The organism is Paludibacterium yongneupense DSM 18731 (assembly GCF_000422925.1).
GTDB classification, from domain to species: domain Bacteria; phylum Pseudomonadota; class Gammaproteobacteria; order Burkholderiales; family Chromobacteriaceae; genus Paludibacterium; species Paludibacterium yongneupense.
On sequence record NZ_AUGZ01000004.1, the window covers coordinates 55,965 to 67,980 of the forward strand.

Here is a 12,016-nt window from a genome sequence, read left to right on the forward strand (position 1 = left end):
CGGCTGTCTGCCGGTTTATTCCCGAGCGGCAGACGGCTGGTATGTATGGGCTTACCCCGCCGTATGGGCGGCGGGGCGCCGTTCTTATAACGCGAAGTAGTTTTTCGCGTTGGTGTAGCAGATACCTTGTACGATTTCGGCGAGCGCGCTTTCGCCGGCCGGATATTCGCCGCCGTCCACCCATTGACCCAGCTGCCGGCACAACAGGCGGCGGAAGTAATCATGGCGGGGATAGGAGGCAAAGCTGCGCGAGTCGGTCACCATGCCGACAAAGGAACCGAGCACGCCGTGGCAGGCCAGGGTGCGGATCTGTTCCAGATTGCCGTCGCGGTGATCGTTGAACCACCAGGCAGGACCGAACTGCAGTTTGCCGGCGATCGAACCATCCTGGAAATTTCCCAGCATGGTCGACAGAATCGTGCTCATGCCGGGGTTCAGGCAGAACAGCATGGTCTTGGGCAGGCAGCCGTCGCTGTCGAGCCGGTCGAGCAAGCAGGCCAGGCCGGCGCTGCAGCTCATGTCCGAGATCGAGTCGTATCCGGTATCGGCGCCCAGCGTGCCGAACTGGCGGCTGTTGTTATTGCGTTGTGCGCCGATGTGCAGACACATCGCCCAGTCGTGGCGCGCATAGTGCCGCCCGAGGTGGGCGAGCAGACCGGCCAGATACTGGCCGAGTTCGCTGGCATCGAGCGTGCGCCCGGCGAGGCGGGCGGCGAACAGGCTTTCCAGTTCGGCGTCGCTCGGCGCTTTCTGCGGCAGGGCGATGTCCACCGCATGGTCGCTGATGCGCGCGCCCTGGGCATGGAAGAATTCGATACGGTTTGCGAGTGCCTTGATCAGCGAGGCGAAGCTGCCGATCTCGACATTGGCGACGCCGCCCAGACGCTGCAGGTAATCGACGAAAGCGGCATCGTTGATGCGCATCGCGCGGTCCGGCCGATAGGCAGGCAGGACACGCGTTTTCAGCTCCATGCCGGCGATGCGGGCATGGTCGGCCAGATCGTCGGCCGGATCGTCGGTGGTGCAGGCGATTTCGACGCGGGCCTGCTCCAGGAATGACCAGCTATCCATGCCGGCCAGACGTTCGTTGAGCTGATCCCACAATGCCGGGGCGGTCTGGGCGTTGATGACCGCGTCCAGTCCGAAGATGCGGCGCAGTTCGAGATGGCTCCAATGGTAGATCGGGTTGCCGATCGCCTGGGGCAGTACGCGGCAGAAGGCCGAGAATTTGTCGCGTGGGCTGGCATCGCCCGTGATCATGTGCTCGCCGACTCCGGCCGAGCGCATCAGGCGCCACTTGTAGTGATCGCCGCCTAGCCACAGCTCGGTGATCGTGGCGAAGCGCTTGCGTGCGGCGATTTCGCCTTGTTGCAGGTGCGAGTGGTAATCGATGATGGGCAGATCGGCGGCCACGCCGTGGTAGAGCTCGCGCGCCACCGGGGTGTCCAGCAGAAAATCATCATCCATGAAGTTTTTCATTTGGATAAAACTCCCTACACAAAATGTCGGTGTGTCCCGCGGTGCGGGACGCTGGGTCTTTGCTTACACCCCGGAGTAGGCGGAGAAGCCGCCGTCGATCGGGACCACGATCCCGTTGACGAAACTGGACGCTTCTTCCGATGCCAGCCACAGCAGGGTGCCTATCAGTTCGCGCGATTCGCCGAAACGGTGCATGGGCGTGTGCTCGATGATCTTGTGGGCGCGGGCGGTGTACTCGCCGCTCGCCTCGTCGATCAGCAACTTGTGATTCTGGTTGGTCAGGAAAAAGCCGGGTGCCAGCGCGTTGACGCGAATGCCGACATGCGAGAAATGCACGGCCAGCCATTGCGTGAAGTTGCTGACAGCCGCCTTGGCCCCGCTATAGGCCGGAATCTTGGTTAGCGGGCAGAACGCATTCATCGACGAAATATTGATGATGCTGGCGCCGCTGCGGCCAAGCATCTGCCGCGCGAATACCTGGGTCGGCAACAGCGTGCCGAGGAAGTTGAGGTTGAACACGAATTCCACGCCCTTGGGGTCGAGGTCGAAGAAGGTGGTCAGCGATTCGTCGGCCAGATCGGAGACTTCGAGCCATTCCTTGCTGGTCGTGCCTTTCGGGTGGTTGCCGCCTGCGCCGTTGAGCAGCAGATCGCAGGGGCCGAACTCGGCCTCAACGCGCAAGGCTGCCGCTTCGAGCGAATCGCGCTCGAGTACGTTGGCGGCGATGCCGATGGCCTTGTGGCCCTGCTCGCGCAAGCGTGCCGCCACGGCTTCGGCGGCGGGGCCGTTCAAATCGAGGAGGGCGACGCTGGCCCCGCACTGGGCGAGGGCCGAGGCCAGTTCCGCGCACAGCACGCCACCGGCACCGGTAACGACGGCGACGCGGCCGTTCAGATCGATCTTGAAGGGTAAGTTCATTTTTTGGCTCCCAGAGGGGTGGTCTCGACTTTGGCGATACCTTCCCACAATCCATTCAGATAAACGGCACCGAGCGCGCGGTCGTACAGACCGTAGCCGGGCTTGCCGGTTTCGCCCCAGATCATGCGGCCGTGGTCGGAGCGGGCGTAGCCGTCGAATCCGGCTTCGTAGTAAGCGCGAACGATGTCGGCCATATCCAGCGAGCCGTCTGCGGACAGGTGGCCGGTTTCATGGAAGTCGCCGTTGGCGCTGACTTTGACATTGCGCAAGTGCGCGAAGTGGATGCGGCCCTGGCCGGCGAATTCACGTACCAGCGCCACGATGTCGTTATTGCAATCGGCGCCGAGCGAGCCGGAGCACAGGGTCAGGCCGTTGGCCGGGCTGTCCGCGATGGCCAGCAGGCGGGCCAGGTCGGCGCGGTTCTTGACGATGCGCGGCAGACCGAAAATCGGACGCGGCGGATCGTCGGGGTGGATCGCCATCTTGATGCCGACTTCGGCTGCAACCGGAATCACCGCTTGCAGGAAGGTGGTCAGATGCGCCCACAGCTGTTCTTCGCCGATGTGCGAGTACTCTTCGAGCAGGGCTTTCAGTTCGTCAGGCTGGTAACTTGCATCCCAGCCCGGCAGCGAAATGCCTTTCGACACATCGATGCGTTCGACTTCTTCGGCGCTGAAGGCCAGGGTGGTCGAGCCGTCAGGCAGTTCCATCGCCAGCGTGGTTCGGGTCCAGTCGAAGACCGGCATGAAGTTGTAGCAGATCACCTTGATGCCGCAGACTGCCAGGTTGCGAATGCTTTGGCAGTAGTTGGCGATCAGGCGCGCGCTATCGGGTTTGCCGAGCTTGATGTCTTCGTGCACCGGCACGCTTTCGATCACGTCCAGCGCCAGACCGTGGGCATTGACTGTGTCCTTGAGCGCCTGGATTTTGTCGACCGGCCAGACTTCGCCGACCGGAACGTCGTAAAGCGCCGACACGATGCCGGTCATACCCGGGATTTGGCGAATGTAGGCAAGGCTTACGGGATCGCTATCGCCGTACCAGCGAAACGTCATTTTCATCGAACGACTCCTGTGGGGGTGAGGGTCCGGACTGGCCGGGCCGTTATTGATTGCTGTCCGGTGACGCCGCTTAGCGCTGCATCACCGCACTGTTGTTGCTTGCCAGCTGGCGAATTTCGTCTGCGTGCATGACAGCGTGATCGCCGGGTAGCGTGTGTTTCAGCACCGCGCAGGCGGTGGCGAAATCCGCACATTGCTGCGCCTTGCTGCCGTTGACGATCGAGTAGAGCATGCCGGCGCTGAACGCATCGCCGCCGCCCACGCGCTCGAGAATGTGCAGATCGTATTCGCGCGAGATGCCCAGCTCGCCATCGGGGGACAGGCAGCAACCCTGATAGCGATGGTGGTTGTGGGTGAATACCAGACGGCGGGTGGCCGCGATATGGCGCGGGCCGATGCTGTCCATCAGTTGCCGCCAGCTGTCGCCGAGCGCGGCCGGACTGTCTTCCCGCGGCGCCAGACCGAACAAACCGGCCATGTCGGCGGCGGCGGCCAGCAGCAGGTCGGCACGGCGCGCCATGTCGACCAGGATCGGACGTGCGGTATCGTAGTCCCACAGCTTGGAGCGATAGTTGACGTCGAAAGCCAGTTTCACGCCTCGGCGCTGGGCTTCGTCGGCCAGGTCGAATGCCAGCTGCCGGGTTTGTGCCGATAGTGCCAGCGTGATGCCGGAGACGTAGAACCAGCGTTGTCCGGCGAACAGGGCATCCAGATCCAGCATGTCGGCACGCAGGTGATTGATGGCGGCATCGGCGCGGTCGTAGACGACGCGGCTCGGGCGCGAGGCAAAGCCGTTTTCGCAATAATAGGTGCCCAGACGCTGCGGCAGCCTGAGCATGGCGCTGCAATCCATGCCGCTCGCTCGCAGGCTGTTGATCACGAGATCGCCAAGCGCGTGCTCCGGCAGTGCCGTCAGCATGCGGGTCGCCAGACCGAGGCCGCTGAGCGTGGCCAGCGTGTTGGCTTCGCAGCCCCCGACATGCACGTCGAGTGTGCGGGTGGTGTTGAGTGGGCTCGACTGCGGTGGACTCAAGCGCAGCAGAACTTCTCCGAATCCCAGAATGCTCATGATGACTTCCTGTGGTCGTGTGGCCCAGTGGTCAGGCCACCTGATGACTTGATGGTATACTCTGTGTGCCGCGAGATCAACCGCAAACGCACCGATCTCTTGATAATCGTCATATATGTCGCTCGTGCAAGCTTGGGGCCCCTTTTTTTGGCATACTGCTGTTTTGGGCGAGTGGCCCGGGTGTCAGACCTGTTCTAGCATGGAGTAGAAGATGAGCTTACCGACGTTGAAATCAGAACGTCTTTACCAGAAGATTTCGAATCTGCTGATCGAGAGAATCAAGGAAGGACAGTTCGCCTGCGGGCAGGCTCTGCCATCGGAGCGCGATCTGTCCAAGCAACTGGGCGTCAGCCGTTCATCGGTGCGCGAAGCGCTGATCGTTCTGGAAATTTCGGGCTGGGTCGAGATCCGTACCGGTAACGGCGTGTTTGTCTGCGATGTTCTTCCCGCCGCCGAAAAGAGTAGCGGCGAGGACGCCGGGGTCGAAGAGTTGCTGCGCGCACGCGAAGTGGTCGAAGGCGAGATTGCCGCATTGGCCGCGCTCAACGGCAGCGAGCAGCAACTGGCCGAACTCGCGCGCGTGATGGCCGATATGGAACGCGAAACCTCCGACAACATCGAGTTCCATGCGCTCGACAAGCGCTTTCATCTGCTGATAGGTGAAATGACCGGCAACACGGTGCTGACCGACATCGCCGAGTATTTGTGGAACAAGCGCTATAGCCCGCTGTTCATCCATTTCGAAACCTACTACGCCGGACGCGACATTTCGGTGGATATGGCCAACGACCATAAGAATATTGTCGACGCCATCGTCGCGCGCGACGGACGCTCCGCGCGCAAGGCGATGCAGTTGCACCTGAGGCATGTCTACACCAGCTTGTTCAGCCCGATGCGCTGAGGGGGGCGGCTGCATCGCGATCCCGGGAGCGCAGGCGGACGGGATTACTTATAATGAATCCCGTCAGGGTGTTTCACTTGCCACTCGGGGGGCAGAAAATGCTGTCAAACGCGGCTATCGCCGGTCGGCTGCGCCAGTTCGTCGCCACGGACATCACCTTATTCGTCAGCGGGGTGGTCGGAGCGGGGGCGATTGTTCTGATGGTCGCTTTTCTGCTGAAAAATTCCTATGAAGTGGCCACCAGCAGTGCCGAACGCTCCGCTTTCAACCTGATCCAGCTGATCGATGCCGATATCGCCCGCAATCTCGAGCTCTACGATTTGACGATGACCGGCGTCATCGAGGCGGCGCGCTCGCGCGTCGGCGATCAGATGTCGCCGCAGGCGCGGCATGCGCTGATGTTTTCCCGCGTCGCAACCACCCACTTCATGGGCGGAACCCTGCTCCTGGACGCGCATGGCGCGATTCGCGAAGACTGGGCGTCGCTGGTGCCGCGCCACTCCAACTTTGCCGACCGGGACTATTTCAAAGTCCATCAGAACAATCCCGATGTCGGGTTCTATATCAGCCGTCCGCTCAGGTCACGCCTGGACAACAAGGACTGGCGGCTGGTGTTCAGCCGTCGCATGCCCACCCAGGATGGCCGGTTCGACGGCATCGTCGCCAGCGCGCTGCGTCTCGCCTATTTCGACGATCTGTTCCGGTCCTTGCAACTCGACCGCGAGAGCACGATCACGATACTCAGCGGCGATGGCATCGTGCTCGCCCGCCGCGGCGCGCCGGGCGAGGCCGACCTGACCGGTATCGACGTCAGACATCGCCGCAATTTCGAGCAGATCGTGCGCATGGGAAGCGGCAGCTTCACCAGCCGTTCACAGGTGGACGGCGTCACGCGGCGGTATGTGTTTTCGCGCATCGGTCACCACCCCCTCATCATCGTGGTCGCCCTGTCGCTGAGCGAAGCCTACGGCGCATGGGCGAGCTCGGCGATCATCATCGGCATGGCGACCGCCTTCCTGTGCCTGGGGATCCTGGCGGTGACCCTGCTGCTTCGTCGCGAGCTGCATCGTCAGCGTGCGACCGGGCGCAGGCTCGCGTCGCTGGCGGCCACCGATGCATTGACCGGCCTGCCCAACCGCCGCCATCTCGAGGTGGAGTTGCAGGGCGCGGTCGAACAGTCACGGCTCACCGGGCAGCCCCTGTCCGTGCTCATGCTCGATGTCGACCACTTCAAGTCGTTCAACGATCGCTACGGTCATTTGGTCGGGGACGAGGTGCTGAGGCAGGTGGCAGAGGTCATCCGCCGCAGCGTGCACCGCCCGGGCGATGTCGCGGCGCGCTACGGCGGCGAGGAATTCGCCGTGGTGCTGCCGCAGACCGAGTACGCCGGCGCGCAACGCATCGCGGAGACGATCCGCGCCGCCGTGGCCGCGCTGCCGCCGGTGGGGGCGGACATGGATACGGTCACGCTCAGCGTCGGAGCGATCTCGCGCGTCGTCGCCGATACGGATAATGCCGATGTCATTCTCATTCAGGCCGATACCGCCTTGTACGCGGCCAAGCGCAGCGGGCGCAATTGCGTCGTTTCCTTCGGCCAGAACTGAGCCCGGGAGGCGCGGACGCGCGTTTTTATTCCATCGCTTCGAACACGATGTCCTGCGCGCCTTCCCACAAGGCCATCGTGCCCAGCGTGCGCAAATTTTCCTTGCCCTCCACGATGCTCAGAAAGTGGTTGCCCGCCAACTGTCCCTGCTTGCTGGCGAAGCAGCACGAGCCATAGGCGAGGATGATCTCGGTTTCGCTATAGCCGCCAGGGTAGAACAGGATGTCGCCCACCGACGGATGGCTGGTGTGATTTTCGAAACCGACGGGCTCGCCGTTGTGCTCCAGCTTGAATTCGCCGAGCGGAACCCAGCACGCTTCGCCGCTCCAGCGCACATGAATCAGTTTCTGGCGATAGGGCAGCAGTTTCAGGAATGCGGCGACGGTCCGAGGTGCGTCCGGATGCACGACAGCGACGAAACGAAGGCCGCCGGCCGTGATGCGTAATCGAGTCATGGCGATGCTTTCATGTCCGTTGCGGAGCCCGCGCCCCGGCCAACGGCGGAAAGACCAAAAAAACGCCGTCCGCTCGCAAGAGTCGGACGGCACCGGATCTGCCGGAGGCAGTTTCCAGACAGGAAGGCGCGTTAAACGCGCTTCTTGAATTCGTTGGTGCGGGTGTCGATTTCGATCTTGTCGCCGATGGCGACGAAAGCGGCGACCGGGATTTCGTAGGTGGTGCCCTTCAGGCGTGCCGGCTTCATGACCTTGCCCGAGGTATCGCCGCGAACGGCGGGTTCGGTGTATTCCACTTCGCGGATGATGGTGGTCGGCAGTTCAACCGAGATGGCCTTGCCTTCATAGAAGGTGACGTCGCAGACGTCTTCCATGCCATCAACGATGAAATGCAGCGAATCGCCCATGTCATCGGCTTCGACTTCGAACTGGTTGTATTCTGCATCCATGAATACATACATCGGATCGGCGAAGTAAGAGTAAGTGCAGGCCTTGCGGTCGAGGACGACCACGTCGAATTTTTCGTCGGCCTTGTAGACGGCTTCGGAAGCCGTTCCGGTCAGCAGGTTCTTCATCTTCATTTTAACAACAGCGGAGTTGCGCCCCGACTTGTTGTACTCGGCTTTCTGGACGACCATCGGGTCGTTGCCGAGCTTGAATACGTTGCCTGCGCGGAGTTCCTGTGCGGTTTTCATTGCGTTCAAAGTCCTGTTTGGAAAACGATTTCCGTAAAAACCCGCTATTGTATCCGTTTTTCGACAAATTGCACCATACGTCCCGCCAAGTCTCCGTCGGCAAGACAGTGCCGCGCCCAGCCTTGCGCATGGGCGAGATTGGCCGCGTCAGCCTCCACCCACGCGTCCCAGACCTCGGCGAGTCCCTCGCCCCGGTTCCAGGCGTGGCTGGCGCCGTTCAGCGCCGCACGGCGGTCGGCTGGCAGCCCTGCGCCGTAATGTGACAAAAACGCATCAAGTTTGAGCATATGGGCGTCCTCGTCTTGCGGGTAGATATGCCAGAGGAAGGGGCGCATCGCCCATTGGGCACGGACGAAGGAGTCTTCGCCGCGCACCAGATTGATGTCGCATGACCATAGCAGTCGATCGTAAGCATTCTGGTCGGTGAAGGGCAGGCAGTGCACGCTCAGTGCCCCGCGGCGCCGGTTTTGCCCCGGAGCGAGTTCGCCGCCGCCCAGGGCCGCGACGATGCCCGGCAGCGCTTTGCCCTGCGGCACCAGCAGGCGGCAGGGGCGCGGCCCGGCGGCGAGGTGTTCGAGCCAGGCGGGCAAGGCCGGGTTCGGATAGCAGAACACGCTGATGCGGATTTCGTCGTCACGGCGCGCCGGTACGCCCAATCTCTCCCACCAAGCCTGCTGCAAGCGCGGATTGGCCTGCCAGCGCGCCACGCGCTCGAGCAGGCCGGCCTCGGCGAGCAGCCCGCCGCAGCCGGGGCCGAAGCCGGGAAAATAGAAGTGTTGCGTCAACGGCAGGCGCGGATGGGGCGAGGCCTGCCCATGGCAGGAGGCGACCCAGTCTTCCGCCGACAGATATTCCAGATTCAGCCAGACCGGCGCGCGCGCCCGCGCGGCCATCGCCGCCAGGTAGTCTTCGGGCAGACGGCAGCCGAAGGCCGCGATGACGACGTCGGCGGCGCCTGCGCCAGCGCTTGCCGTCTCGTGCCAGCGGCGTATCCCGATGCCGCGCACCGTCTGGGCTTCGGCGCCAGGGTCGAGGCCGGGGGCCAGATGCGCGAAGCTGCACAGATCGTCGACCCACAGCCTTACCGTCTGCCCGCGCTCGTGAGCGAGCTGACGCGCGAGACGCCAGGCGACGCCGATATCGCCATAGTTATCGATGACGGTGCAGAAGATATCCCAGCTCAGCTTCATGGTCGGTGTGGTGTCCGTTTCATTGGCATGCCGGATTATCCCCGCTCGCAGGCAGAGCGCAAGCCCTGTGGCGGCGCGAGTAGGATTTTTCTGAAAATGCGGACCGGCGCGAACCCGGGGCCGGGGCCGGAGTCTCTTCCGGTCGTGCCATTCCGGAGGAACTCCCATGAAGAGCGTCAATATCGGCTATATGCCCGCACTCGATCATTTGCGCCTCGTCGCGGCGCTGATGATCGTCCTGTTTCACGTCGTCGGCGGGCCGCTTGTCCATCGGCTGCACCTGGACATGGGGGTGCCGCTCTTCTTCACCCTTAGCGGTTTTCTGTTCTTCCGGATTGCCGCCGGCAAAGCGGACCCTTTGCACTATTGGCCTTTTCTGAAAAACCGGCTGCTGCGCATCTACCCCCTGGTCGGCTTTCTGTTTCTGGCCGATCTGGCCTTGATGCGGGAGGCCACCGCGCTGACCTATTTCAATCTGTTCGGACTGAACTTGCCTGGCACCGGCGAGATAACGTGGAGCGCCGGAGACTGGGGCTATCGCTACCTTGCCTTCAACTGGTGGACGGTCGGCGTCGAGGTGGTGTTCTACCTGCTGTTTCCATTCCTGTTTGCCGCCTATCGCCGCGAAGGACCGGCTTTCCTGTGGCGCTTGCTCGCACTGATCGTCGTGGTCAGAGTGGGGCTCTATTACACCTTTCTCGACGAGTTCGGCTGGAAAAGCCTGTCGATCCGGCTCAACTATGCCGTGATCGGCAATCTCGACATTTTCATCATCGGGATGCTGGCCGGGCATTATGGCGATCCGTGCGGCGGCAAGCCCGGGCGGGCCGCTTCCCGCTGCGCCCTGCTTGCCTACCTCGTCTTCATGGGGACCCGTGCTGGCCGGGGGGCTCGATCTGCTGGACGCCACGCTGGCGCCTTGCCTGGCCGGAGCCTTGTGCGCAGGGCTGATCGTTTTCTATTGCCGGGCGTTTCCCGGCGGCGAGACGAAGGCCTGGAGCCGGGCACTGGCCCATGGCGGGACGATGAGTTTCTCCATTTATCTGCTGCATGGCTTCGTCAAGGATGCGCTGCAGGGCGCGGGCGTCAGCGCGCAATTCGAGTTGCTGGCCGTGGGTGCGCTGGGCCCCGTGCTCGGCGCCAATCCCTGGCTCGCGGGCGCAGCGCTCTATCTGCCGGCGACCCTGGCGCTCGCGGCCCTCAGCTACCACACGATCGAAAAGCCGTTTCTGGCCCTGCGGGGGCGCTACTGAGGGCGCATCCGCAGCCCGTCAGACATGCAGCAGCAGGAAGCGCCGCTCCCACGGGCTGATGACTTCAAAATACTCGCGGTTCTCCGCATCCTTTATCGCCGAGTAGGTCCGGATGAAATGGTCGCCGAAAACGTCTGCCAGCGGCGCGCAGTTGGCAAGCAGATCGATGGCATCGTCCAGATGGCGCGGCAGCTGGTGCGGCTGCTCGTAGGCGCTGCCTGCCAGCGGCTCGCCCGGCTGGATGCCAGCCTTCATGCCGAGGTAGCCGCAGGCGAGGCTGGCTGCAATCGCCAGGTAGGGGTTGACGTCGACCCCGGCCAGACGGTTTTCCACCCGCCGTGCCTGCGGGCTCGAGTGCGGTACGCGCAGGCCGCAGGTACGGTTGTCGTAGCCCCAGGACAGATTGATGGGGGCCGAGGTATAGCGCGACAGACGGCGGTAGGAGTTGACGTAAGGCGCGAAGAAAGGCATCGCGGCCGGCAGATAACGCTGGAGGCCGCCGATGAAGTGGAAAAACAATGGCGACGGGCTGCCGTCGGCGTTGGAAAAAACATTGGCGCCGGTGGCGGCGTCGACCACGCTCTGGTGCAGGTGCATGGCGCTGCCCGGCTGACCCTGCATCGGCTTGGCCATGAAGGTGGCGTACATATTGTTGCGGATCGCCACTTCCCGTACCGTGCGCTTGAACAGAAAAACCTGGTCGGCCAGATCCAGCGGGTCGCCGTGATCGAGATTGATCTCCATCTGGGCGGTGCCCATTTCATGGATCAGGGTATCGAGCTGCAAGCCTTGCTGCGCGCACCAGTCGTAGATCACGTCGAAAATCGAATCGTACTCGTTGATGGCGTCGATGCTGAAACTCTGGCGCCCGGCTTCGGTGCGGCGCGTTCGGCCGACCGGCGGCGTGAGCGGGATGTCCTCGTCCGGTTGTACCTCGACCAGATAAAACTCCATTTCCGGTGCCACCACCGCCTGCCAGCCTTCGGCGCGGTACAGGTCGAGCACGCGCTTGAGCACGTTGCGCGGCGCGAGGTCGTGCGGCTTGCCGTCGAAGTCGATGCAGTCATGGATGATCTGCGCCGTCGGCTCGCTGGCCCAGGGTACCAGCCTCAGCGTCGCCGGATCGGGGAGCATGCGCATGTCGGGGTCGGCCGGCGAGGTGAAGTCCTGTTCAGGATAATCGCCGGTCACGGTCAGTGTCAGCACCGCTTCCGACAGACGCAGGCCTTCGGCCGGGTCGTATTTGTGGCAGGGGACGATCTTGCCGCGCGCGAGACCGGTCATGTCCGGAATCATGCACTCCACTTCGGTGATCTGGTGCTCGGTCAGCCATTGCCGGATAGTGTCTGCATTGTTCATGCTGGAGTCCTTTGACGTTGCGGGAGGCTGGGC

The 12,016-nt window shown here is 62.9% G+C and carries 11 protein-coding genes; 3 read left to right on the forward strand and 8 right to left on the reverse strand.

Annotated features, from left to right (window positions below; all coding sequences use genetic code 11):
* Positions 1 to 84: 84 nt before the first annotated feature.
* The 4 genes from uxaC to G520_RS0100305 all read right to left on the reverse strand — a co-directional run bounded on the left by uxaC (position 85) and on the right by G520_RS0100305 (position 4,527).
* The gene (gene uxaC, locus G520_RS0100290) at positions 85 to 1,479 is read right to left on the reverse strand and encodes a glucuronate isomerase (protein WP_028533928.1); all 1,395 of its coding nucleotides are present in this window, start codon (positions 1,477 to 1,479) and stop codon (positions 85 to 87) included.
* 63 nt (positions 1,480 to 1,542) lie between these two features.
* Positions 1,543 to 2,397, reverse strand: coding sequence for an SDR family oxidoreductase (locus G520_RS0100295; RefSeq protein WP_028533929.1), 855 nt, complete (start codon positions 2,395 to 2,397; stop codon positions 1,543 to 1,545).
* A complete protein-coding gene (gene uxuA / locus G520_RS0100300) occupies positions 2,394 to 3,458 on the reverse strand; it encodes a mannonate dehydratase (RefSeq protein WP_028533930.1) in 1,065 nt (354 codons plus the stop codon). Before uxuA ends, G520_RS0100295 begins: the two co-directional genes overlap by 4 nt.
* Before the next feature lie 70 nt (positions 3,459 to 3,528).
* Positions 3,529 to 4,527, reverse strand: coding sequence for a sugar kinase (locus G520_RS0100305; protein ID WP_028533931.1), 999 nt, complete (start codon positions 4,525 to 4,527; stop codon positions 3,529 to 3,531).
* Between the two features lie 211 nt (positions 4,528 to 4,738).
* Between G520_RS0100305 and G520_RS0100310 the strand changes: the two genes are divergently transcribed.
* Positions 4,739 to 5,428, forward strand: a complete 690-nt coding sequence (locus G520_RS0100310; protein ID WP_028533932.1) for a FadR/GntR family transcriptional regulator — start codon at positions 4,739 to 4,741, stop codon at positions 5,426 to 5,428.
* Positions 5,429 to 5,481: 53 nt separating this feature from the next.
* Positions 5,482 to 7,032 carry a GGDEF domain-containing protein gene (locus tag G520_RS0100315; protein WP_211222722.1) on the forward strand — a complete coding sequence of 517 codons (1,551 nt, stop codon included), beginning with the start codon at positions 5,482 to 5,484 and terminating at the stop codon, positions 7,030 to 7,032.
* 25 nt (positions 7,033 to 7,057) lie between these two features.
* On the opposite strand, the gene G520_RS0100320 is transcribed toward G520_RS0100315, so the two are convergent.
* The 3 genes from G520_RS0100320 to earP form a co-directional block, all read right to left on the reverse strand.
* Complete coding sequence (locus G520_RS0100320) at positions 7,058 to 7,486, reverse strand: DUF3830 family protein (RefSeq protein ID WP_028533934.1); 429 nt, start codon at positions 7,484 to 7,486, stop codon at positions 7,058 to 7,060.
* Between the two features lie 131 nt (positions 7,487 to 7,617).
* A complete protein-coding gene (efp, locus tag G520_RS0100325; protein ID WP_028533935.1) occupies positions 7,618 to 8,181 on the reverse strand; it encodes an elongation factor P in 564 nt (187 codons plus the stop codon).
* Positions 8,182 to 8,225: 44 nt separating this feature from the next.
* Positions 8,226 to 9,371 (reverse strand): elongation factor P maturation arginine rhamnosyltransferase EarP, encoded by a 1,146-nt coding sequence (gene earP, locus G520_RS0100330; RefSeq protein WP_028533936.1) that lies wholly within the window; start codon positions 9,369 to 9,371, stop codon positions 8,226 to 8,228.
* Positions 9,372 to 9,600: 229 nt separating this feature from the next.
* Here earP and G520_RS25775 point away from each other — a divergent pair, with 229 nt between their 5' ends.
* On the forward strand, positions 9,601 to 10,683 hold the full coding sequence (locus tag G520_RS25775) for an acyltransferase family protein (RefSeq protein WP_428829234.1): 1,083 nt from the start codon (positions 9,601 to 9,603) through the stop codon (positions 10,681 to 10,683).
* Here the strand turns inward: G520_RS25775 and G520_RS0100345 are convergent.
* The gene (locus tag G520_RS0100345; protein ID WP_028533939.1) at positions 10,643 to 11,983 is read right to left on the reverse strand and encodes a glutamine synthetase family protein; all 1,341 of its coding nucleotides are present in this window, start codon (positions 11,981 to 11,983) and stop codon (positions 10,643 to 10,645) included. The genes G520_RS25775 and G520_RS0100345 overlap by 41 nt on opposite strands.
* Positions 11,984 to 12,016: the final 33 nt, after the last annotated feature.

Bases quoted from the DNA above. Each gene is read 5' to 3' on its own strand.
- uxaC (WP_028533928.1), bottom strand. From the start codon at position 1,479: ATGAAAAACTTCATGGATGATGATTTTCTGCTGGACACCCCGGTGGCG.
- G520_RS0100295 (WP_028533929.1), bottom strand. From the start codon at position 2,397: ATGAACTTACCCTTCAAGATCGATCTGAACGGCCGCGTCGCCGTCGTT.
- uxuA (WP_028533930.1), bottom strand. From the start codon at position 3,458: ATGAAAATGACGTTTCGCTGGTACGGCGATAGCGATCCCGTAAGCCTT.
- G520_RS0100305 (WP_028533931.1), bottom strand. From the start codon at position 4,527: ATGAGCATTCTGGGATTCGGAGAAGTTCTGCTGCGCTTGAGTCCACCG.
- G520_RS0100310 (WP_028533932.1), top strand. From the start codon at position 4,739: ATGAGCTTACCGACGTTGAAATCAGAACGTCTTTACCAGAAGATTTCG.
- G520_RS0100315 (WP_211222722.1), top strand. From the start codon at position 5,482: ATGAATCCCGTCAGGGTGTTTCACTTGCCACTCGGGGGGCAGAAAATG.
- G520_RS0100320 (WP_028533934.1), bottom strand. From the start codon at position 7,486: ATGACTCGATTACGCATCACGGCCGGCGGCCTTCGTTTCGTCGCTGTC.
- efp (WP_028533935.1), bottom strand. From the start codon at position 8,181: ATGAAAACCGCACAGGAACTCCGCGCAGGCAACGTATTCAAGCTCGGC.
- earP (WP_028533936.1), bottom strand. From the start codon at position 9,371: ATGAAGCTGAGCTGGGATATCTTCTGCACCGTCATCGATAACTATGGC.
- G520_RS25775 (WP_428829234.1), top strand. From the start codon at position 9,601: ATGATCGTCCTGTTTCACGTCGTCGGCGGGCCGCTTGTCCATCGGCTG.
- G520_RS0100345 (WP_028533939.1), bottom strand. From the start codon at position 11,983: ATGAACAATGCAGACACTATCCGGCAATGGCTGACCGAGCACCAGATC.